Origin of the sequence: Tenacibaculum sp. SG-28 (assembly GCF_002954385.1) — a bacterium.
Classification (GTDB): Bacteria; Bacteroidota; Bacteroidia; order Flavobacteriales; family Flavobacteriaceae; genus Polaribacter.
In genome coordinates this window covers 591,684-612,839 of sequence record NZ_MQVY01000002.1, presented here as the reverse complement: position 1 = coordinate 612,839, position 21,156 = coordinate 591,684, and the positions used below count along the sequence as shown (strand labels likewise).

Below are 21,156 nucleotides of genomic sequence, written 5' to 3'. Positions count from 1 at the left end.
ACTCTATTAACTCTCGGGAGCCAACTCTACCTCGAGACCATCTAGGTCTGGAGTCATTTGAATTTGGCATCCAAGACGGCTATTGTCTTCTACGTAAAAAGCTTCTGCTAGCATAGCATCTTCATCGTCAGTCATTTCAGGAATTTCATGTTCTGATTTGACATAACATTGGCAAGAAGCACACATTGCCATTCCTCCGCATATACCAATGGTTCCCTCTGGAGCCAGCTCATAGGAACGGACTACTTCCATTAAATTCATCGCCATATCGGTCGGGGCAACTACTTCGTGTAAAATACCTTCTCTGTCTGTGATCTTTATCGTTATATCATTGTTATCCATAAGCTACTCAGAATGGTTTTGTAATTTAGTTATTTTCTTTCGTAAGGTTTTTGCTCGCTTATCAATGCCATCATGGCTCCATCCAGGAGCATTAAAAATATACTGAAGCTTATCTTTCCAATGCTTTGCTCGTTTAACATCTTTCCAAATAGCTACATATTCGTGAGTTGCTACAAGCATAGGATCATAGGAGTTTATATTGACAGTTAGACCGTATATGGGCTTGTCTTCCTCACAGCACTCTTCTGAAAAGGTTCCAAAAAGTCGATCCCAAAGAATAAACACACCTGCATGATTGCAATCTAAATACCGAATATTGGAAGCGTGATGCACGCGGTGATGGGACGGTGTATTAAAAATATATTCCACCCAATTTGGAAGCTTTTGTACTACCTCTGTATGCACGAAAAATTGATATATCAAACTAATGCTCATCATGGTAAACATCATCAATGGATCAAAACCTAATAACGGAATCCATAACCAGTAAAAAAATTTATGTACTCGTTCGCCAACTCCCTGTCGTAGGGCAGTTCCAAAATTCATTTTGGTTGAAGAATGATGCGTAACATGACCTGCCCAAAACAAGCGTACTTCGTGATTTAGGCGATGGAACCAATAGTACGAGAAATCGTCTAGAAAAAGTAACAATAGCCAAGCCCACCATTGGCGTTGAACAATATCTTTCCATGGACTTAGTGCATGTAAATAGACAAAGGCAACAAAAGCAAGAACCTTCGGAATAAACTCCACTATGGCTGCAAATACCATCATGAACAACGATACTCTTGTGTCTTGTCTTTGGTAATTTTGTTTAGCAAATTGGTATTCTACCAGAATACATATAAAAAAAATGGGTAGTGCAAAATATAATAAGTTATCTTGAGAGAGTTGTTTTATATAGTCACTAAAAATCATTTTTAATTTATTGCTTTAACTACCGCTTTTGGTGCTTCTTTCTTAGTTCCGTCAAATCCCTGTACGCCACCCACAGTTGTATACTTCATTACATACTTTTTATCGGGATAGATTCTCTGGTATGCACTCTGACACATAAGAGTAGCCTCGTGAAAACCACATAAAATCAATTTTAACTTCCCTGGATAGGTATTTACATCACCAATGGCATAAATACCAGGAACGTTGGTTTGATAATCGAGGGCATTATTTACTTTTATGGCATTTTTTTCAATTTCCAATCCCCAATTTGCAATTGGTCCTAGCTTAGGTGACAATCCAAATAACGGAATAAAATGGTCTGTTTTCAGCGTAAATGGTTCTTTATCTTTTTGCTCCACAAGAACTCCCTCCACATAGTCTTTTCCAACAATTCCCTTAACTTCTGCAGGTGTAATGAGCATTATTTTACCTTCATTTTTCAGTTCTTGTACCTTATCAACAGAGTCTAAAGCACCTCTGAACTCATTTCTCCTGTGAATTAAGGTAACCGATTTTGCTACATCGGTTAAAAAAATAGACCAGTCTAAGGCAGAATCTCCTCCACCTGCAATTACTACATCCTTATCACGATATAATTCTGGTTCTTTTATCATGTACTCTACACCTTTATCCTCAAATTCAGCAATATTCGGGATTGGTGGTTTTCTAGGCTCAAAACTACCTAAACCTCCTGCTATAGCAACAACCGGAGCAGCGTGTTTTGTTCCTTTATTGGTAGTCACGATAAACGTCCCATCTTCTTGTTTCTCAATAGTATCTGCTCGTTCCCCTAAAGTAAAGCCTGGTTCAAATTGTTTGATTTGCTCTAATAACCTTTCGGTTAAGTCTCCAGCTAAAATCTCTGGATATGCAGGGATATCATAAATAGGTTTTTTAGGGTATATTTCCGAACACTGCCCTCCTGGTTGCGGTAAAGCATCAATTAAATGGCAACGTAATTTTAGAAGCCCCGCCTCAAAAACGGTAAAAAGTCCTGTTGGACCAGCACCAATTATTAATATATCTGTTTGTATCATTTACTTTGTAAATCTTTTTTATACTGTAATTCCTGTCTTAGAGCATAAAGACAGGAATTAAATTATTTTTTCGCTAATTAGAAAATGCTTTTACCGTGCTTAAAAAGGCATCTCAACTTTAAGCCATTGGCAACTTAATTAATTTCTAAATTGAAAAGACACGACATACACTAAATTACTTTAGTGTTAGGCTACGTTAATTACTTCTTTAATTTCAGGAGCATATTTTTTTATGGTCGCCTCTACACCATTTTTTAGTGTCATTTGGTTAACCGAACAACCAGTACATGCACCCTCTAGTTGCACTTTAACGGTAGTATCTTCTATAGATAATAATTTGATGTTTCCTCCATCACTAATCAAAAAAGGACGTATTTCTTCTAAAGCTTTTTCTACATTATTTCTCGTTTCTGACGCAGTCATAACATTCCCTACTTAATCTCCTCTTATGAGAAGAAACTCAAATTGGGAGTTTGAGTTTTGTTGTTAAACAATTTCATTAATTTTCACTACCAAAAATAGTGATAAAATCTTTATTTTGTGCTGCATCCACTCATTGTTGTAATTCTTACAACTTCTGTTGGTGGAAGGTTCGCATTTCGCTTTAATAATTGCGTAACCATCTCTTTGGTCATTTCGGTAAACGCATCAGATAAAGGTGTGTTTTCCTGTAACGCCACAGGATGCCCTACATCTCCTGCTTCTCGTATGCTTTGCACTAGAGGTATTTCTCCTAAGAAACTAGTAGCAATATCTTCTGCTAAATGTCTTGCTCCTCCCTGACCAAAAATATAATATTTATTGTCTGGCAACTCGGCTGGCGTAAAATAAGCCATGTTTTCAACGATTCCTAATACAGGTACATTAATGCTATCCTGTTGAAACATTGCAACGCCTTTTTTGGCATCTGCTAGGGCAATATTTTGTGGCGTACTTACCACAACCGCACCATTAATTGGTAGTGCTTGCACAATTGATAAATGTACGTCTCCCGTTCCCGGAGGCAAATCTATTAGTAAGAAATCTAATTCACCCCAATCAGCATCAAAAATAAGCTGATTTAAGGCTTTGGATGCCATTGGACCTCTCCAAATAACCGCTTGATCCGGATTGGTAAAAAAACCAAGAGACAATAATTTTACTCCGTAGTTTTCAACGGGTTTCATTTTAGACCTACCGTTTACATTCACTGCTTGTGGTTTTACTTTATCCACATCAAACATTATGTGTTGCGAAGGACCGTATACATCGGCATCTAAAACACCTACCTTGAAGCCCATTTTAGACAAAGAAATTGCCATATTGGAGGTTATGGTAGATTTCCCTACCCCTCCTTTTCCTGAGGCTACAGCAATTATATTTTGAATATTTGGGATTTCTTTACCCCTAATTTGACTGCTGTCTTCTTTAGGAGCAGCTTCAACTTTTACATTAACTTTTACGACAATTTTAGGGGCCACATGCTGGTGAATCGCTTCATGATATCTACCTCTACTTTTTTCTTAGCTTGTAGTGTTGGATTGTTAATAACAACATCCACGATAACCTCGTCGCCGAAGGTTACTACATTTTTAACATTACCATTTTCCACGAGGCTTTTTCCTTCACCTGGTGCCGTTAACGTTTCTAAAGCTTTGTATATGTCTTGTTTCTTAAAACTCATTTATTGCTGTGCTATATTAGTTCGAATACGATATAATATCGTTAATTTCTAGAGCAAAGATACGTCATAGCATGCAGAAAATAAAGTGTTTGAATTGGTAAAATCTATCGGTTTATAAGGAGCATTTATACTTAAATATCACAGTTCCTCAGCTGGATTCCAAAATATTTTTTCAAAGTTTTGAATTTGATCATCTACTACTTTTACCCCTTCATTTTCGAGTAATTGTTGCATTAAATCACTTCCTTCAAAATGGTGTTTACCGGTGAGTATTCCATTTCTATTTACTACGCGATGTGCAGGTACCTCCTCTGTTTGTGTTCTTGATTTTGTCATAGCCCAACCAACCATTCTCGCCGACTTTGCAGCTCCTAAATAAGATGCTATAGCACCGTAACTAGTCACTCTTCCGAAGGGAATTAACCTAGCGATCTCATATACTTTATGAAAAAAATTATCGGATGTACTCATGTGCAAAAATTAAAAGCATTGTAGCCGATTCAAACACCGCAAACTACTCGGAATTTCTCAAAAATCAGTATTTGATCTTAAATTTTATAAAAGTAATTGGCTTGCCTATTTCCAAATACTGTTTTTCATAAAAAGTTTGGGTTTGCGTGACTTCTTCGGGAGAATAGTAATTTTTATAAACATCGTGGTTTGCGTGCAATATTTCATGCCCCTCTCCGTGAAGTAATCCAAGGGTATACCCATGCATGAACTCGCTATCTGTTTTTAAATTAACCGTACCTTCAACATTTAAGATACCATAGTATTTTCTTAGAAAGCTAGAATTTGTAAGACGGTGTTTTGTCCTTTTATATTTAATCTGTGGATCTGGAAATGTAATCCATATTTCACTGACTTCATTTTCGGCAAAAACATACTCCACAAGTTCAATTTGGGTTCTTATGAAAGCAACATTTTGTAGGTCGTTTTCGATAGCTGTTTTAGCGCCTCTCCAAAATCGAGCACCCTTAATGTCTATGCCAATAAAATTTTTATTCGGGTTTTTTTCTGCAAGGGCGATTGTATATTCTCCTTTGCCACAACCTAACTCTAAAACGATAGGATTATCATTACCAAAAAAGAAGCCCATTTCCCTTTATACTTAAAATTAGTTGTAACTTCTTCTCTTGTAGGTTGAATAACGTTGGAAAAGGATTCGTTTTCTTTAAAACGTTTTAATTTATTTTTACTTCCCAAAGCAATATGGAATTTTAAGCTCTATCCTCGGTACCCTCTTTGATAAAACGAGCAGATTCTTTCATCCAGTAACCAAGCAAAACAATAAGCACTAGTAAAAAGAACCAATTTAATCCATTAGAAGTCCACCATCTAAGTCTGCCTTAGCAACAACAAGTCGCAACCACTTAAAAGGTGTAAATAGTACTTCGAATATATCACCAATTACTCTAAAAATATTTAATGCTAACATAACTTGATTATCTTTACGGCAGCAAAAATATAAAAAGAATCCATGTTAACCAATTTTTTAAGCAAATCTAAACCTGTTAATTTCGTGGTGCTCTTTCTTCTTTTTTTATGCTACACCATAAGTTTATTTTTTTCTGAAAATTTTTTGCTTTTAAACTACAGTAATTTAGTATTGGTTTTCGTAATTATATTTTCTATTTACAACTTTATAGTCATAAAAAACAAAGTCACCTTTGACAATTCTTTTGCCTTTTTATTTTATGTTATTCTAGTAGGTTTTTTGATACAAAAAAATAGAATTAAATTCTGTTTTTTACGCAAACCTAACCATTCTCTTATTTTTGAGAAAAGTATACAGTTTGCAAACGCTAAATAAAATATCACATAAACTTTTTGACGGTGGTATGTGGCTTGCTATTTCTTTCTTAATAGAACCAACAACTATTTTATTTACGGTATTGCTCTACATTTCTATTTTCCTTAACAAACAACAAAACTACCAAACACTTCTCATTCCTTTTTTAGGATTTGTAGCCCCTGTTTTTTTGTATTACACCTACTGCTTTTGGACGGATACTACGGATAATTTTTTTAGATTATGGGATGTATCTACTATTATTGACATCCAAATTCTAAAGGAGGCTTCCTATATTTTCACCCTTGGATTTGTTGGAGTTTTTACGGTACTATCGATTCTTCTTAAAACACCAAAAACGCTAGCTGTTCTAAATCAATTCAGAAAAAATTGGATTTTAATTTTAAGCCATTTTACAATCGCTCTGCTAGTGGCTTTTTTAGTTCCAAATAAAACTGGAGCAGAACTAATATTTGTGGGTTTTCCCGCTGCTATTATTCTAGCCAATGCTCTAGAATTATTTCAAAAAAAATGGTTTGCAGATATTTTTATTTTAGTTTTTGTTATCGCCTCCATTGTAAACTTTTTTATTTAAAATCACTGCTTTGTACCAAATGCTAAATCTCCTGCATCTCCTAGTCCTGGAATGATATAACCTTTTTCATTTAATGTTGCGTCGATAGCTGCGATCCACAAGTGAGTGTTTTCTGGAAAGTGCTTTTCTACAAAGTCGATTCCTTCAGTTGTGCCTAGAACAGATACGATATGAATTTCCTCTGGAGCACCATTATTCTTTATAGCATCATATACTGCAACTAATGACTTTCCTGTAGCTAGCATTGGATCTATCAGTAAAAGTGTCTTTTTTTCTAAACTAGGAGCTGCAAAATACTCGGTTACAATCGTAAATGAATTCGTGTTTGCTTTAGGGGAACGATATGCAGAAATAAAAGCATTTTCTGCTTTATCAAAATAGTGTAACAAACCATTATGTAAAGGAAGTCCTGCTCTTAAAATAGAACAAAGTACTATGTCGTTATCTAGGATATTATCCGTGCTTTGCCCAAGAGGGGTCTTGGTAACTTTTGGTGTATATCGCAAAGATTTACTCAACTCGTACCCTAAAATTTCACCAATTCTCTCGATATTTCTTCGAAAACGCATCGCATCTCTTTGTACAGTAACATCTCTTATTTCAGCAATAAATGTGTTCAGTATCGAATCTTGTTTAGATATATTGTGTATTTGCATAGCATATCCTTTATAAATTTATGCTAAATTTAAGAAATAAAACTTTTTAAAACCTTTACTAATACTTCCAAATCTTCTATATGACTCATGTGGCCATTAGGAAGCAGCACCAATTTCGTGTTAGTTCGCAGAGCTTCTTGTTGGATACTTTCAATGGAGAGAACAGCGTCCTTCTCTCCGGCGATAATAAGTCGTTTAGAGATTCCTTGTAAAACACTTTCAGTGTTTTCTCGAAGTCTCATGCCTTCATTAGATGCAATATATCCTGTTATAGAAGTTTGTAAAGCATCTTCTGTTATGGCAATAATCTCTTTGGAAAATATTTTTTTAGAGGAAAGTGCAAAGAGATTATTTATCGAGGCTCGCACCAAAGAAATGTAATTTGTAACGGCTATTTTATTGGCATGAAGTCTTTGGTTTTTTCGTGTTTGGGTATCTGCTTGTGCAGTTGAATTTAACAAACAAAGTCCTTTGGTATTTTCTGGGAATTTTTTGGCAAAGGCAAGAGAGACATAACCACCCATTGAATGACCAATAAAAAACGACCTCCGAATTCTAAGGCTTTTTAATACACAACTTACCATATCTGCCATTTCTTCCATGGTATGCAAGTATCCGATCGTGTCGGTTTTCCCGTGCCCCAATAAATCAATACAAATTACTCTGTTCCTTCTTGCTAAAATTGGTGCAATGGTATTCCACATCGAAGAATTTTCTAAAAATCCATGCAGCAAAACAACTGCACTTCCTTTGCCCTGATCGCAGTAAAAAACACTACTGTTTTTATAGGTAAAAATCATATTTAATGTATCTTCGACAAAGATAAACTTGTTAGAGAATGAATAAAAATAAAGAGGTATTAATAGGAGGCTTTGCCTTATTTTCTATGTTTTTTGGAGCAGGAAACTTAATTCTTCCACCATTCTTAGGAAAAGAGGCAGGAACTTCCTGGTTAATGGTTAGTGTAGGTTTTTTTATTACTGCTGTATTCATTCCGATATTAGGTATTTATGCCTACGCAAAAATCCAAGGAACCATGTATGATTTTGCATCAAAAGTGTCTCCGTTGTTTAGCGCCATCTATTGTTTTACTATCTATGCTATTTCAGTAACCCTACCCGGTCCTAGAACGGCCTCTGTGGCCCATGAAATGGCAATACAACCATATTTCTCTGTAAGTTCCATAACCACGAGTAGTATCTATTTTATCTTCGTGTTTTTATTTGTAATAAATAGAGCTAAAATACTTGGAATACTCGGCAAGTTTTTAACTCCTCTGATTATCTTTATTTTAGTTTGTGTAATACTAATAGGAATCTTTTCAGATACAGAAAGTATTGCAATTGGAAATTTTGAAAATCCTTTTACAAAAGGAATGTTAGAAGGCTATCAAACCTTTGATGCTATTGGCGCCGTGGTAATTGGAGGTGTCTTGGTAATTTCAATGAATTACACCAAAGAAAACTCATTCCAAACAAAGAAACAACTAATTACCAAAGCAGGATTAATCGCAGGCACTGGATTGTTACTAATTTATGCGGGTTTAATCTACATTGGTGCTAGCTTTAAAACGGTATTTTCTGAAAATGCTAGTAGAGCAGAAATTTTAAATACTCTCAGTAGTGCCACATTGGGTAAAATTGGTACTCAAATTCTGAGTTTCTTAGTTGCTTTGGCTTGTTTTACAACCGCTGTAGGAATAGTTACTGGAACTGCAGATTATTTTAAAGGAAGGTTGAAAAACTCTAAAAAAGCATATGTAGCGACCGCTTTTATTGCTTGCTTGTTGGGTGTAATTATAGGACAATTTGACGTGAATTATATTATCAACATAGCGTTTCCAATTTTAATTTTTATCTATCCCATAACCATCGTATTGATACTGTTAAACAGTCTTCCCGAAAAATTAAGCGCCCCACTAGTTTTTAGAGCAGTGGTTTTAACCGCATTTATTTTTAGTATGCCCGATTTTCTGCACTATGTGCTTCCAAACGCAAAATTTACCAAAACACTATTGATATTACCGTTGAGCAGTTACCATTTAAGTTGGGTATTACCATCAATATTGGTCTTTATAACAGTTAATATATCAAGAATAAAAAACGCTAATTAGCCTCTAAACAACACCGAAAACAGAAACAATAGCGGGCTTGGTGTTTCTACATTTTTAAGGTTAAAATCTAAAACCCACGTTAACACCAGCCTTGGAACTACTGCATAGGAATCCGTGGTAAACATATTTCTACCTACACCTGCATAAACTCCTACTACAAAACCACCATTAGACACGTATTTTGATCCTACTGCTACTCCTAATGCTCCGTCCGTATAATCTTTTTTTACGCTAGTATCGGTACCCTCTTGATTTACCCTTTTACTTCCTGTATTTATTCCTAGAAAAATTTCTCCAAAATGATTCCAATTCCTATTTGCCGTAAAATAATGACGGAAATATGGGGAAATCATCTGCTCTTCATTATATCTAAAATCGGAACTTTCTTTTTCAAAATTGAACAATGCTGATATTCCTACCGAAGATTGATCGCTGATATAATATTCATAAGATATTTCGAGAGACTTCATTACCAAAGCGTCTGCAATATCTACTTTAACTTCTTGTTGGGCATTTGCATAAAAAGCAAGTAATAGGGATAGTGTAAAAAGTATTTTTTTCATATCTATTTTGTTTAAAAAATATCTGTATTCTAGTAGTGCAAACATAATTAAAAATCGGCTTTCAATTGTACCATTCCTGTATGTATTGTGGAGGTGTTTTCACTTTTTCTTCCGAAATAATTTAGCGATAGGTTTAAAAGAGAAGATAATTTTTTATTCCACTGAAAATTCCAAGTATAATTTTTGCCTTTTTGTAAACCCTCCAACATTTGGTATGCTACAGGAGAATTTGAATCTCCTAAAAAAGCATTAAAAAACATGGTGAAATCGGCACTTAATTGATTGTTTTTTTTATCCAAATAAAAATAAGAAAACCCATATTTTTGTTGGGTTAGCTTTTCAAAGGATGCGATTGTGTTTTCTTTCTCTTTGAAATGATAAAACAAAGTTATCTTGTGATTTTTTCGATACCTATATTGCAATTCCGGTCTTATTTCTATGGTACTAATATTGAAATTTCTATTGCGTAAGTTTTCGGAATAAAGCTATTTTCTGAGAAAGCCCCTAGAGCGTCAAATAACCAATGGTTATAAAATCTATGTTGAAAATCTACTTGGTGAATAAAGTTTTTATTTTCCTGAATACCGATAGCATATTGTTGTTTCTTTCTAGTTTTTCCATACGTATAAACCCAACTATAGTTTTCTTTATTTCTATTAAAATATAAATTATTCCTAAAATTGAAGTCAATGCTCAAAAGTTCCCTAGAATTTTGAAAAGGATTCCAATGAAAAGTAGCTTGGGTTCGTGAACGTTCATTTGTTATGTTTAGATTCGTTTGGTTATAAAAATTTGAAATAAATGTACTACGGCCATTTTTGTCTTTCCAATTTTTTGGATTTAACGTTAAAGATTGGCGCCATTTTACTTTTTGGGTTGGCTGAAATCTGGTGTTTGGCAGTGCTAATCGCAGATACAATGCTTGGTCTTGAAATTGTGCAATCTCAAACTCGTTGAATTGTTCCAAACCATCGTTGTTGTAGTCTATCCAGGTATAATACCCTTGTCCTGGCTCTGTTTTTACATAGATAAAATCTTGCACAGGAATCGAACCAGATGTCGTTTCGTAATTGGTTGCTAAGCGTAAAAAATCAGCAAAGAATAGTTGTTGGTAATGCAACCTAGAATGTAGAGAAGATTCGTTATCAGAAAACACATTATTAGTTCTCCTGAAGTTAGCGTATAACCCGAGATTAGTTGTTTTATTCTGAATTAGTTTACTGTCTATGTAAATAGTTTTCCTTGAATTAATGGTGGTAAAATCACTACCTCTAACACTGTCGTTTTCTCTAAAATTAACACCAAATTTTGCAAAGACTTTTGTAGAATCACCTAAGCCATAAAAAATTTCGTAATCTTTAAATTTATGACTTAAAGAATCGTATGCTTTGGTAGCATTGTTTTTTTTTACATTGGCCTCCAATGCAACCATGGCACCAAACCACGATTTTTGGAAACCTTTTTTAGCTCCACTCTGAAGTCTAAAAAAAGAATCATCCGATTGATTATTCGTATTCTGAAGCCAACTTCCAGTCATCCAAATTTTAGAATTATCTAAATCTACTGTAGTTGTAATACGGTGCTTATTTCCTTTGAAACTATCGGAAAAAGAAAGGTGCTCGAAACCGTAAGTTATCCATGCTATTTTATTTTGTGCAGTTATTAAATTACTGAATTCTTGCTGATTTCCTAATGGGTTATTCAAGTTCCAATCTCTTGCAAATTCTACTGCTTGAAATCTTTGTACAGATTGAAAATTATCCTCAATAAATTTATAATTCATACGATTAGATATTTCCCATGCTTTGGTTGCTAAAGATTGTTTCCACCCTATTTTAGTGGCCATTTTATGATTCTCGGCATCTCCAATGGTTGAAAACAAGTTAGCGTCCTTGTTGCTGTATGCAATTTCTGCCTGTAAAGTTGTATGTTCGGAAGGTTGAAAAGAGGATTGTATTACGGCAACTTGAAGTTTGTCGGGAGCAATTAATTGCACTACCGGACTAAAACCTCCTTGTTTTTTTCCGACATAAGAATAAATGGTGCCAATTGCCGTAGCTTGCTCCACGGCATAGTCTCCATTATTTGCTCCCACATTAGAAAAAGTAACGGTATAAACGGTATCCTCCGAATTGTTCGTGTACACAAAAATATCTTCACCATTTGCCTGTGTTTTTTTGTATTGAATTCTATCTTCCGAAAAAACATCTGGATATGCGCTAGGACTAACCATTTTACTTGGATCATTTCCTGCATCGGCTAAAATTTGTTTTTGCTCCTCTGTTAAACTTTGTTGAATGGGTTGATTTTTTGCGTCATTTTCGTTGTAAAAATATCCAGAAACTGAAAATTTATCGGTAGTGTAAGTTGCATTGTCATAGGTAATAAATCGTGTATAATTTCTGTCTGAATACTGAAATTCTACGCGAATACGCATATCATTAGTTATAGGAAAGGTAGTGGTAAATCGAATTTCAGCCAGGTTGTAATCTATGATGTAATCCTTATTTTCCCCTCGCTCTAAAAGAATGCCATTCACAAAGACCTGATCACTTCCATCAATAATAACAATGGCAGGTTCGTTATTTGGTCCGAGAATCTTATAGGGTCCTTGATTGTTTTCGACACCAATAAAATTAAACGATGAAAATTTTCCTCTAACTATTGCCCCAGAAGCGAATGCGTTCATATTATTGCCAATAGAAGTGGTTACAGCAACACCAGAAATTTGCTTGTTAAAGTTCAAAAAATAACTTTTTCTATTTTCCAAACGGATATCCCCTCCATTAAGATTCCATGTATCGGTAAATAATTCTACAAATATCCTATCAAAATCGGTAATATTTTGTGAATATCCTCCTTGCTGTAGTGGAAAATTTGTGTCAAAAATATTAGCACGAATTCCTATTTTCTCGGAGAGTTTACCTTGTATTGATAAATCTAAAGAGGCGTTGGTTACTGCATTTTGATTATTTCCACCTGTAAGACCTCTCACTATAAAACCTTTAGTTTCTAAACCGTTAAAAAATGAAAGATTAGAGGTACTTTTATTGGTTGTTTGACTATATAGTTTTTGAGTATTTTTCGTGTTTTCTACCACTAATCGTTTGTCAAATGGAGAATATACTTTGGTTACAAATTCTGGATATCTATGATATTCAACGCGTATTTTACTGTGTTTTTTTGAAAAAATAACAAGCGTAGCGTTGGCGAAGTCTACAGCATATTCACTCGGTGGAATGCGGATGTTTTTAGAAGTGAACACTTTAAAATCGACAGGACTTATACTAATACTATCCAAGGAAATCGTATCCTTAACTATGGTGATGTTTTTATTTTGAAACGTAGATGGTTTTAATTGTGCGCGTGCATGCAGTACAACCAGAAAACAAACGACAACACCTAGAATACGGATCATATTTTAATAACGAAGTATCTGTTAAAATAGTTTATGACCCGCAATTACAATCCGAATCACAATTCTTCTTGTTGCCTTTTTTAATAAAAAATCTTTTTATCAAAAAATAGGCTGCAAAACCAACAATTATATAAAGAAAAAAATCTTCCATTACTTTAAAATTTGATACGAAATTAATGCTGCAACATATGCTAGTATGCCCATACCCACAAGTTGTAATATGGGCCATTTCCAGCTATTTGTCTCTCGCTTAACAATAGCAAGGGTAGCAATACATTGCATGGCGAATGCGTAAAAAAGTAACAAAGATACCCCCGTGGGAAAATTAAATTGTTTCTCTCCGGTATCTGGGTTTATCTCTGCCGCCATTTTTTCTTTTATGGTTTCTGTATCCTCAGCATCACTTCCAACGCTGTAAATAGTAGCTAGTGTTCCTACAAAAACTTCACGCGCAGCAAAAGACGTAATTATTCCAATTCCAATTTTCCAATCGTATCCTAATGGTTTCACTATAGGTTCTATGGTTTTTCCCATGATTCCTATGTAAGATTTTTCTAATTGAACGGCTGCTACTTTTTGTTCCAAATCCTTTTCAGATATCGACTTTTCTTGCCATTTTTCCGTTAGATTTTGCTCTATATTTGCGTAATCTCCAGGTCCGTTTGTTGCTAAAAACCATAAAATTACAGAGATAGAAAGAATAATTTTTCCCGCACCGAAAACAAAAGATTTTGTCTTTTGATATACCTCTAAAAGTACATTCTTTGGAGAAGGCAATTTGTACTGCGGCATTTCAGCAACAAATAAAGAACTTGTTTTAATAGCAAGGATTTTGTGTAAAATATACGCCGCAAGTATGGCCATAAAAAATCCTAGTAAATACATTCCTAAAAGTGTTAAGCCTTGAAGGTTTAAAAATCCAAGAACTTTTGTATCGGGAATTACCATTGCTATTAAAATTGTGTACACAGGTAATCTTGCGGAGCAGGTTGTAAAAGGCACCACTAAAATTGTAATTAGTCGCTCTTTCCAACCAGAAATGGTTCTTGTAGACATAACTGCAGGAATAGCACACGCAGTTCCTGATATGAGGGGTATAATACTTTTTCCACTCATTCCAAACCGTCGCATTATTTTATCCATTAAAAACACAACCCTGCTCATGTAACCCGTTTCTTCTAAAATTGCTATAAATAAAAATAGAATAGCTATTTGCGGCACAAAAATCACCACTCCTCCAAGACCGGGAATAATGCCATCGACAATTAAATTCGAAATTTTACCATCGGGTAACACTCCTTTTACATATTCTGAAATGTCAGCGAATAGCCCATCTATATAATCCATTGGAACCGTCGCCCACTCGAAAATTGAATTAAAAATTAGAAGTAAAATTCCAAAAAATATAAGATATCCGAATATTTTATGCGTAAAAATGCGATCTAATTTTCCACGCAAATTTCTGGCTTTTGAAAAATCCTGATCGTAGGCTTCACCCAACAAGGTATTAATTCGCTGATAGCGATAAATTGTCTCTTTGTGCTGGTATTTTTTGTAAGTTGCAGCATCCTTTCCCAAACCATCGAAAAAATCTTTTTCTTCTTTAGAAAATGGGATAGATGTATTTCTCGTTGCTATTAGCCATAATTGGTATCGGCCATATCGACTAGATACTTTTTGTAAGGAAGAAAAATAGTTAGCATCAATTCTATCAGAAAGTAATGTAAAATCAGAGTGCTTAGGTAATTCCTCGTACTTTTCAATTTCGGCTTTTAGAGATTCTAGGCCAGTATTTTTGCGAACCGAAGTTAAAACAACTTTGGTATGCAACTCTTTTTCAATTTTAGCTACGTCAATCGATATGCCTTTCTCTTCCATTTGGTCTGCCATATTAATAACCAAAATCGTCGGAATATCTAGATCTCTTACCTGAGAAAAAAACAATAGGTTTCGCTTTAAATTCTCAACCTCAGCAACGACAAGAAGAACATCAATAGCTTTCTGATCTGCGGGAAGTAACAACGTTTCCAGAACAATACTTTCGTCTAGTGAAGTTGGATTTATACTGTAAGTTCCTGGCAAGTCTGTAATATGGGCCGAAATTTGGGAGGATAAGGTACACCATCCTTGTTTTTTCTCTACCGTTATACCAGGATAGTTTCCAACTTTTTGAGTTAAACCTGTAAGTGCATTAAACAATGACGTTTTACCAGTATTCGGGTTACCAACTAATGCAACATGTATCGTTTTACTCATTGTTCGATTTTAGAAATAGTTATTTTACAGGCAGTTTCTTTTCTAATAGCAAGATAGCTCCCATTTACTCGAAGGTATAAGGGATCTTTGAGAGGAGCGAGTTGCAGAAGCTCAACCTCTGTCCCTGGCAGAAAACCCATCTCTAAAAGCTTTAAAGGAATTTGATCTAAACAATTTTCTGATATAATCCCTTTTTCTCCAATTTGTAACGATAAAATTGTATTCAAAAAGTAAAATTTAGCTACAAATATACTAAAATAGATTGGCTGTTATTTTTCGATGTAAGGCTTTGCTTTCTATTTGTCATTTGCTATTGTTATCGCAACTTGAAATAGTATATTTGTATCATGACATTTGATGCTATAATTGGACAAGAACACATTAAAAATCACCTTATAAAATCGACAGATAATGGTAGGATTCCGCATGCACAACTATTTATAGGTAAACCCGGAGCAGGAACATTATCTACCGCAATTGCCTACGCAAACTACATTTTGTGTAAATTCTCTAAAAACCCAGATGCAAGTGCCTTAAAATGTAGTAAACTACAACATCCGGACATGCATTTTGCATTTCCAGTAACTACCACAGATTCTGTAAAAAAACATCCAATAAGCGATTTATTTCTAGAAAACTGGAGAACTTTTAGAGCCGAAAAGCCTTATGGAAATCTATTTAACTGGCTCCAGCATATTGGGGTCGAAAACAAACAAGGTCTAATTGGAGTAGAAGAAGCAGAGTCAATTGTTAAAAAATTACAATTAAAATCATACGAAGGGGGATTTAAGGTAATGCTAATTTGGATGGCCGAAAAAATGAATGTACAAGCCTCTAACAAGTTATTAAAATTGATTGAAGAGCCTCCAAGTAAGACTATATTTATACTAGTCACTGAAGACGAGGAACAGCTTATTAATACGATAAAATCTAGATGCCAAGCCTTACATTTTCCTGTTTTAAGCGAAGCTGCAATAGCAGAACACTTGCAGCAAATGGAGAATGTTTCCAAAAATGAAGCCATTAATATTGCACACCAGTCGGAGGGTAGCTACAATAAAGCGCTTGAAATTTTACACCACAGCAACAAAGATTCCATTTTTGAAGAATGGTTCATAATCTGGGTACGCAGTGCATTTCGGGCAAAAGGAAATGCTGCTGTTATTCAAGATTTAATTGGTTGGTCGGAAAATATTGCGGCATCTGGGAGAGAAACACAAAAACAGTTCTTGCAATATTGCTTACACTTTTTTAGACAAGCTTTACTTACGAACTATGGAACTCCTGAATTAGTATTTCTCGAAACGACAACAGCAAATTTTCCATAGAAAAATTTGCTCCTTATATTCACGGTGCCAACATTGTTCAGATAGCAGAAGAAGTTAGTACTGCACAATATCACATTGAAAGAAATGGAAATGCTAAAAATATTTTACTAGATTTATCGATAAAGTTAACCAGACTGCTTCACCAAAAAGATGATACTTTAAAAAAATGATCTCACCAGCCAACATTTCCCTGAGGATTAGAATATTTCTGTCTATGATACTTCTAATTCTTTTAACCTCGATACTCATCGCTATCGTAACCTATCGTCAATACGAAGTACATACAGAAGAATACAACATACAGCGTTTTGGAAGAAAAGAGGAAGCAACAAAACAAAATATTGATATTATATTAGACAAAACCACGTATCCACTTACTAGTGGTAATCTCTCTAAAATTTTTCAAGATAGAATCTATGAAGTTGCGCTAATTCACAAACTAACCATATCCATTTATGACATGGATGGAAAACTTTTAAAATCTTCCATTCCATTTGATTTCGAAAAAGACCAAACTATCTCCCTGTCGAAGGAAACACTTGAAAAACTTGCTGTAAATTCAAATCACAGGGTAACAGAGGATAAAAAAGAAGGTGGTATTACACATCTGTCGTCCTTCACGTATATCAACGACAATAGGTTCAAAAGAATTGGTGTCTTAGAGCTGCGAATAGCGCAAAATAATCTAGATCAAAAAAGAGAACTAGAAGATTTTATGTCTAACTTATCTCTGGTATATATGCTGATGTTTGTCATTGCCATTTTACTAGCTTACTTTTTGTCTAGTTACATTACGCGATCTATACAGACCATTTCTGAAAAAATTAAGGAGACACGATTAAATAAGCGCAATGAAAAAATAACGTTAGAATCGGCTAGTTCGGAGATTAATTCGCTAATCGAATCGTATAACAACATGATCGATCAGTTGGAAGAGAGTGCCGTAAAATTAGCGAGAAGTGAACGAGAGCAGGCCTGGAAAGAAATGGCAAAACAAGTAGCTCATGAAATTAAAAATCCTTTAACGCCTATGCGACTTTCCGTGCAAAGTTTTGAAAGAAAATTTGATGCACATGACCCTAATATTAAAGAAAAGTTAGCGGAGTATAGCAGCACGCTCATTCAGCAAATTGATGTAATGAGTTCTATCGCTTCGGCATTTTCTGACTTCGCCAAAATGCCAAGACAAAAACGCGAGAAAATAGACGTTATACAAGTAGTAAAACACGCCTTAGATATTTTTGTAGAAGAGTATATTATATACCACCCTAAACAAGAAGAACTAGTAGCATATCTCGACAAATCACAACTGATTCGCATCGTCACAAACCTTGTGAAAAATGCAATACAAGCTATTGATAAAAGTAATCCTAAACCCCGAGTAGAAGTTACGGTTAATGAAATTAGCGATAATGTCGTAATAGAGGTTCGAGACAATGGAATGGGAATAGGTGAAGAAAATATCGATTTAATTTTCGAACCTAAATTTACCACAAAAACAAGTGGCATGGGCTTGGGATTACCCATGATTAAAAAAATAATAGAAACCTATGATGGTTCCATAGAATTTAAAAGCAACAAAGGAAAAGGCACCGTTTTTACCGTAACTTTACCAAAAAAATAATTTTAGTAAAACATAATCACATGGACTTTGAAAATATTGTAATAGAAAAAGATAATGGTTTGGCAAAAGTCGTTATCAATCGTCCTAAAAAATTAAATGCGCTCAATAAGGCTACTATATCGGAACTTCACACTGCTTTCAAAGAGCTTAATGCCGATGCAGAAGTACAAGTAATACTTCTAACCGGTAGTGGTGAAAAAGCTTTTGTCGCCGGTGCAGATATTTCTGAATTTGCTCATTTCTCTGAAGAGGAAGGTGCTACTTTAGCAAGAAAAGGACAAGAAATACTTTTTAATTTTATTGAAAATCTAAACACGCCTGTTATCGCCTTAATTAATGGTTTTGCATTAGGAGGTGGATTAGAGTTAGCAATGGCTTGTCATTTTAGAATTGCTGCTGCGAATGCAAAAATGGGATTACCAGAAGTATCTCTTGGTGTAATTCCCGGGTATGGTGGAACACAACGATTATCGCAACTGATAGGAAAAGGAAAAGCGATGGAATTAATCATGACCGCAAGCATGATTGATGCACAAGAGGCAAAAGAGTACAAACTTGTTAATTATGTTACTTCTTCAGAGGAGTTGCATAGTACGGCCGAAAAATTAGCGAGTAAAATCATGAAAAATTCACCAGTGGCTATAGGTGCGGCTATAAGCGCAGTAAATGCTAACTTTAAAGAGGGAGTTAATGGCTATGATACCGAGATTACAGAATTTGGAAATTGTTTTGGCACAAAGGATTTTAAAGAGGGTACCACTGCATTTTTAGAAAAGAGAAAACCGAATTTTCCTGGTGCTTAAAGAGTAGCGGTAAATAAAATAATCACAAATAAAAATAGCATTTAAATTTATTAAATGCTATTTTTTACTTAAGGGGAACTAAATAAAATAATTGTTTGGAAAAACAACTCCTCAAACATACTTATTTTTTTATGGATAACAAAAAATACTTGAATATTTAGATTCTATGTAAATTAAGAATCCCATTCTTTGTAAAACTGCAGTAAAAATTGTTCCATAAATTCATGTCTTTCCGCAGCGAGAATTCTTCCTGTTTTGGTATTCATTTTATCTTTTAACAATAAAAGCTTTTCGTAAAAATGATTAATAGAAGGAGCAGTTGCTTTTTTATATTCTTCTTTTGTCATGGTTAAATTAGGCGGAATAGCCGGGTCGTAAATTTTTCTGTTTTTATACCCACCGTAATTAAAACATCGCGCTATGCCAATTGCTCCTATTGCATCCAAGCGGTCTGCATCTTGAATAACTTGTAACTCTAGAGAGGTATACGTTTTCTCAAAATTCCCTCCTTTAAAAGATATGTGCTTAATTATATTTTCTACCGCGAGGATATTCGTTTCTGGAACGGAAAAAGACGCTAAAAATTCTCTAGCTTTTTTAGGACCAACAGTTTCATCTCCATTATGAAATTTGCTATCTGCAATATCATGAAGTAAGGCACCAATGGCTACAATAAACGTATCTACCTGTTCGTTTTCAGCTATTTTTAATGCGTTTTTATAAACCCGTTCCACATGAAAAAAGTCATGTCCTCCCTCGGCCTGGTGTAATGTTGATTTTACAAATGCTATCGTCTCTTGTATAATTTTATCTTGATCCATAAGTACAAAAATAAAAAAAGTCTTAAGCGGTTGGCCTAAGACTTTACAGTAATTATATTTTGCTATACTAAACTCCTAAGGCTTTACCAACTAGGTTCTTTGCCATTAAATATTCGGCAATCTGAATCGTATTTGTAGCAGCACCCTTTCGTAAATTATCTGCAACAATCCACATATTAAGTGTATTCTCTCTAGATAAATCTCTACGAATTCTTCCCACAAACACTTCATCTTTACCCTCTGCATAAAAAGGCATTGGATAGTGGTTGTTGTTAATATCATCCTGTACTATTACTCCTTCAGTTTGGCCTAAAATTTCCCTTACATCTTCCACTTCATATGGATTTCTAAACTCGATGTTTACGGCTTCTGAATGGCCTCCTACAACAGGTATTCGAACGGCAGTAGCGGTAACACCTATGGATGCATCATTTAAAATTTTATGCGTTTCTCTTACTAATTTCAACTCCTCTTTGGTGTATCCTGCCTCTTCAAAAATATCGCAATGTGGTAAGGCATTTTTATGGATTTGATGTGGATATGCAACTTCGCCCTCCACTCCTTTTGCTTCATTTTCTAGTTGTTGTACCGCTTTTACTCCAGTTCCCGTTATCGATTGGTAGGTAGAAACAACCACCCTGTCTATTCCATACTTCTTGTGCAATGGTGCTAAGGCCAAAACCATTTGAATAGTAGAACAGTTCGGATTCGCTATAATTTTATCGTTAGCTGTTAATTCTGCAGCATTAATTTCAGGAACGATTAACTTTTTAGTTGGATCCATTCTCCAAGCAGAAGAATTATCAATTACGATAGTTCCTTTTGCTGCAAACTTTGGCGCCCATTCTAAAGAGGTTGCTCCTCCAGCAGAAAATAAGGCAATATCTGGTTGCATTGCAACAGCTGTTTCCAGCCCTACAACGGTATATTCTGAATTCTTAAATTGTATTGCATTACCCACAGAGCGTTCTGAGGCAACAGGGATTAATTCTGTAACCGGAAAATTACGTTCCTCTAACACTTGTAACATTACTTTTCCTACCATACCGGTAGCTCCAACAACTGCTACTTTCATACTTTTTTCTTTTAATATTTAATTTCTGAAATACAAAGGTTTAAAAAATAATGTTTCCTTGTATCTTAAAAGTATCATTTTTTTAGTTAAAGTTTAATTCTTGTCAATTTTTTAGAAAAAGTATCATTTTG

At 34.8% G+C, this 21,156-nt stretch carries 20 protein-coding genes and 3 pseudogenes; 5 read left to right on the top strand and 18 right to left on the bottom strand.

Annotated features, from left to right (window positions below):
- Positions 1-6: 6 nt before the first annotated feature.
- The 9 genes and pseudogenes from BSU00_RS07715 to BSU00_RS13695 form a co-directional block, all read right to left on the bottom strand.
- On the bottom strand, positions 7-342 hold the full coding sequence (locus tag BSU00_RS07715) for a 2Fe-2S iron-sulfur cluster-binding protein (protein ID WP_105003833.1): 336 nt from the start codon (positions 340-342) through the stop codon (positions 7-9).
- A 3-nt stretch (positions 343-345) separates the two neighbouring features.
- Entirely contained in the window at positions 346-1,260 is a 915-nt protein-coding gene (locus tag BSU00_RS07710) for a sterol desaturase family protein (protein ID WP_105003832.1), read from the bottom strand.
- Positions 1,261-1,262: 2 nt separating this feature from the next.
- On the bottom strand, positions 1,263-2,318 hold the full coding sequence (locus BSU00_RS07705) for an NAD(P)/FAD-dependent oxidoreductase (RefSeq protein WP_105003831.1): 1,056 nt from the start codon (positions 2,316-2,318) through the stop codon (positions 1,263-1,265).
- Between the two features lie 186 nt (positions 2,319-2,504).
- Entirely contained in the window at positions 2,505-2,741 is a 237-nt protein-coding gene (locus BSU00_RS07700; RefSeq protein ID WP_105003830.1) for a NifU family protein, read from the bottom strand.
- Between the two features lie 110 nt (positions 2,742-2,851).
- Positions 2,852-3,981, bottom strand: a pseudogene (locus BSU00_RS07695) (P-loop NTPase).
- A gap of 138 nt (positions 3,982-4,119) precedes the next feature.
- Complete coding sequence (locus BSU00_RS07690; protein ID WP_105003829.1) at positions 4,120-4,452, bottom strand: MGMT family protein; 333 nt, start codon at positions 4,450-4,452, stop codon at positions 4,120-4,122.
- 64 nt (positions 4,453-4,516) lie between these two features.
- A pseudogene (gene trmB / locus BSU00_RS07685) lies at positions 4,517-5,187 on the bottom strand (tRNA (guanosine(46)-N7)-methyltransferase TrmB).
- A gap of 14 nt (positions 5,188-5,201) precedes the next feature.
- Positions 5,202-5,279, bottom strand: coding sequence for a hypothetical protein (locus BSU00_RS13345; protein ID WP_233188666.1), 78 nt, complete (start codon positions 5,277-5,279; stop codon positions 5,202-5,204).
- Between the two features lie 17 nt (positions 5,280-5,296).
- Positions 5,297-5,419 carry a hypothetical protein gene (locus tag BSU00_RS13695; RefSeq protein ID WP_255402312.1) on the bottom strand — a complete coding sequence of 41 codons (123 nt, stop codon included), beginning with the start codon at positions 5,417-5,419 and terminating at the stop codon, positions 5,297-5,299.
- A 292-nt stretch (positions 5,420-5,711) separates the two neighbouring features.
- On the opposite strand from BSU00_RS13695, the gene BSU00_RS07670 reads away from it, so the two are divergent.
- Positions 5,712-6,368: a DUF6427 family protein gene (locus BSU00_RS07670; protein ID WP_255402318.1), complete on the top strand. Its 657-nt coding sequence runs from the start codon at positions 5,712-5,714 to the stop codon at positions 6,366-6,368.
- 2 nt (positions 6,369-6,370) lie between these two features.
- On the opposite strand, the gene upp is transcribed toward BSU00_RS07670, so the two are convergent.
- Both upp and BSU00_RS07660 read right to left on the bottom strand, forming a co-directional pair.
- Positions 6,371-7,024 carry a uracil phosphoribosyltransferase gene (gene upp / locus BSU00_RS07665; protein WP_105003826.1) on the bottom strand — a complete coding sequence of 218 codons (654 nt, stop codon included), beginning with the start codon at positions 7,022-7,024 and terminating at the stop codon, positions 6,371-6,373.
- A 29-nt stretch (positions 7,025-7,053) separates the two neighbouring features.
- Positions 7,054-7,824 (bottom strand): alpha/beta fold hydrolase, encoded by a 771-nt coding sequence (locus BSU00_RS07660; protein WP_105003825.1) that lies wholly within the window; start codon positions 7,822-7,824, stop codon positions 7,054-7,056.
- Between the two features lie 38 nt (positions 7,825-7,862).
- Here BSU00_RS07660 and brnQ point away from each other — a divergent pair, with 38 nt between their 5' ends.
- Positions 7,863-9,137: a branched-chain amino acid transport system II carrier protein gene (gene brnQ, locus BSU00_RS07655; protein ID WP_105003824.1), complete on the top strand. Its 1,275-nt coding sequence runs from the start codon at positions 7,863-7,865 to the stop codon at positions 9,135-9,137.
- On the opposite strand, the gene BSU00_RS07650 is transcribed toward brnQ, so the two are convergent.
- The 5 genes from BSU00_RS07650 to BSU00_RS07625 all read right to left on the bottom strand — a co-directional run bounded on the left by BSU00_RS07650 (position 9,134) and on the right by BSU00_RS07625 (position 15,601).
- The gene (locus BSU00_RS07650; RefSeq protein WP_105003944.1) at positions 9,134-9,700 is read right to left on the bottom strand and encodes a DUF3575 domain-containing protein; all 567 of its coding nucleotides are present in this window, start codon (positions 9,698-9,700) and stop codon (positions 9,134-9,136) included. The genes brnQ and BSU00_RS07650 overlap by 4 nt on opposite strands.
- Positions 9,701-9,747: 47 nt before the next feature.
- Positions 9,748-10,086 (bottom strand): hypothetical protein, encoded by a 339-nt coding sequence (locus tag BSU00_RS07645; RefSeq protein WP_233188651.1) that lies wholly within the window; start codon positions 10,084-10,086, stop codon positions 9,748-9,750.
- 50 nt (positions 10,087-10,136) lie between these two features.
- Positions 10,137-13,118 (bottom strand): hypothetical protein, encoded by a 2,982-nt coding sequence (locus tag BSU00_RS07640; RefSeq protein ID WP_105003822.1) that lies wholly within the window; start codon positions 13,116-13,118, stop codon positions 10,137-10,139.
- Positions 13,119-13,268: 150 nt separating this feature from the next.
- Positions 13,269-15,374: a ferrous iron transport protein B gene (gene feoB / locus BSU00_RS07630; protein WP_105003820.1), complete on the bottom strand. Its 2,106-nt coding sequence runs from the start codon at positions 15,372-15,374 to the stop codon at positions 13,269-13,271.
- Positions 15,371-15,601, bottom strand: a complete 231-nt coding sequence (locus BSU00_RS07625; protein WP_105003819.1) for a FeoA family protein — start codon at positions 15,599-15,601, stop codon at positions 15,371-15,373. The genes feoB and BSU00_RS07625 overlap by 4 nt, the downstream gene beginning before the upstream one ends.
- A 120-nt stretch (positions 15,602-15,721) precedes the next feature.
- On the opposite strand from BSU00_RS07625, the pseudogene BSU00_RS07620 reads away from it, so the two are divergent.
- From BSU00_RS07620 to BSU00_RS07610, 3 genes and pseudogenes are all read left to right on the top strand, one after another.
- A pseudogene (locus BSU00_RS07620) lies at positions 15,722-16,872 on the top strand (ATP-binding protein).
- Positions 16,873-16,916: 44 nt separating this feature from the next.
- Positions 16,917-18,326 (top strand): PAS domain-containing sensor histidine kinase, encoded by a 1,410-nt coding sequence (locus BSU00_RS07615; RefSeq protein WP_105003818.1) that lies wholly within the window; start codon positions 16,917-16,919, stop codon positions 18,324-18,326.
- A 20-nt stretch (positions 18,327-18,346) separates the two neighbouring features.
- Positions 18,347-19,129 carry an enoyl-CoA hydratase/isomerase family protein gene (locus tag BSU00_RS07610; RefSeq protein ID WP_105003817.1) on the top strand — a complete coding sequence of 261 codons (783 nt, stop codon included), beginning with the start codon at positions 18,347-18,349 and terminating at the stop codon, positions 19,127-19,129.
- A 173-nt stretch (positions 19,130-19,302) separates the two neighbouring features.
- On the opposite strand, the gene BSU00_RS07605 is transcribed toward BSU00_RS07610, so the two are convergent.
- Entirely contained in the window at positions 19,303-19,950 is a 648-nt protein-coding gene (locus BSU00_RS07605; RefSeq protein WP_105003816.1) for an HD domain-containing protein, read from the bottom strand.
- Positions 19,951-20,017: 67 nt separating this feature from the next.
- A complete protein-coding gene (locus BSU00_RS07600) occupies positions 20,018-21,025 on the bottom strand; it encodes an aspartate-semialdehyde dehydrogenase (protein WP_105003815.1) in 1,008 nt (335 codons plus the stop codon).
- Between the last annotated feature and the right edge of the window lie 131 nt (positions 21,026-21,156).

Excerpts from the sequence above, each read along its gene's own strand:
- BSU00_RS07715 (WP_105003833.1), bottom strand. The coding sequence starts at position 342 with ATGGATAACAATGATATAACGATAAAGATCACAGACAGAGAAGGTATT.
- BSU00_RS07710 (WP_105003832.1), bottom strand. The coding sequence starts at position 1,260 with ATGATTTTTAGTGACTATATAAAACAACTCTCTCAAGATAACTTATTA.
- BSU00_RS07705 (WP_105003831.1), bottom strand. The coding sequence starts at position 2,318 with ATGATACAAACAGATATATTAATAATTGGTGCTGGTCCAACAGGACTT.
- BSU00_RS07700 (WP_105003830.1), bottom strand. The coding sequence starts at position 2,741 with ATGACTGCGTCAGAAACGAGAAATAATGTAGAAAAAGCTTTAGAAGAA.
- BSU00_RS07690 (WP_105003829.1), bottom strand. The coding sequence starts at position 4,452 with ATGAGTACATCCGATAATTTTTTTCATAAAGTATATGAGATCGCTAGG.
- BSU00_RS13695 (WP_255402312.1), bottom strand. The coding sequence starts at position 5,419 with ATGTTAGCATTAAATATTTTTAGAGTAATTGGTGATATATTCGAAGTA.
- upp (WP_105003826.1), bottom strand. The coding sequence starts at position 7,024 with ATGCAAATACACAATATATCTAAACAAGATTCGATACTGAACACATTT.
- BSU00_RS07660 (WP_105003825.1), bottom strand. The coding sequence starts at position 7,824 with ATGATTTTTACCTATAAAAACAGTAGTGTTTTTTACTGCGATCAGGGC.
- brnQ (WP_105003824.1), top strand. The coding sequence starts at position 7,863 with ATGAATAAAAATAAAGAGGTATTAATAGGAGGCTTTGCCTTATTTTCT.
- BSU00_RS07650 (WP_105003944.1), bottom strand. The coding sequence starts at position 9,700 with ATGAAAAAAATACTTTTTACACTATCCCTATTACTTGCTTTTTATGCA.
- BSU00_RS07640 (WP_105003822.1), bottom strand. The coding sequence starts at position 13,118 with ATGATCCGTATTCTAGGTGTTGTCGTTTGTTTTCTGGTTGTACTGCAT.
- feoB (WP_105003820.1), bottom strand. The coding sequence starts at position 15,374 with ATGAGTAAAACGATACATGTTGCATTAGTTGGTAACCCGAATACTGGT.
- BSU00_RS07615 (WP_105003818.1), top strand. The coding sequence starts at position 16,917 with ATGATACTTCTAATTCTTTTAACCTCGATACTCATCGCTATCGTAACC.
- BSU00_RS07610 (WP_105003817.1), top strand. The coding sequence starts at position 18,347 with ATGGACTTTGAAAATATTGTAATAGAAAAAGATAATGGTTTGGCAAAA.
- BSU00_RS07605 (WP_105003816.1), bottom strand. The coding sequence starts at position 19,950 with ATGGATCAAGATAAAATTATACAAGAGACGATAGCATTTGTAAAATCA.
- BSU00_RS07600 (WP_105003815.1), bottom strand. The coding sequence starts at position 21,025 with ATGAAAGTAGCAGTTGTTGGAGCTACCGGTATGGTAGGAAAAGTAATG.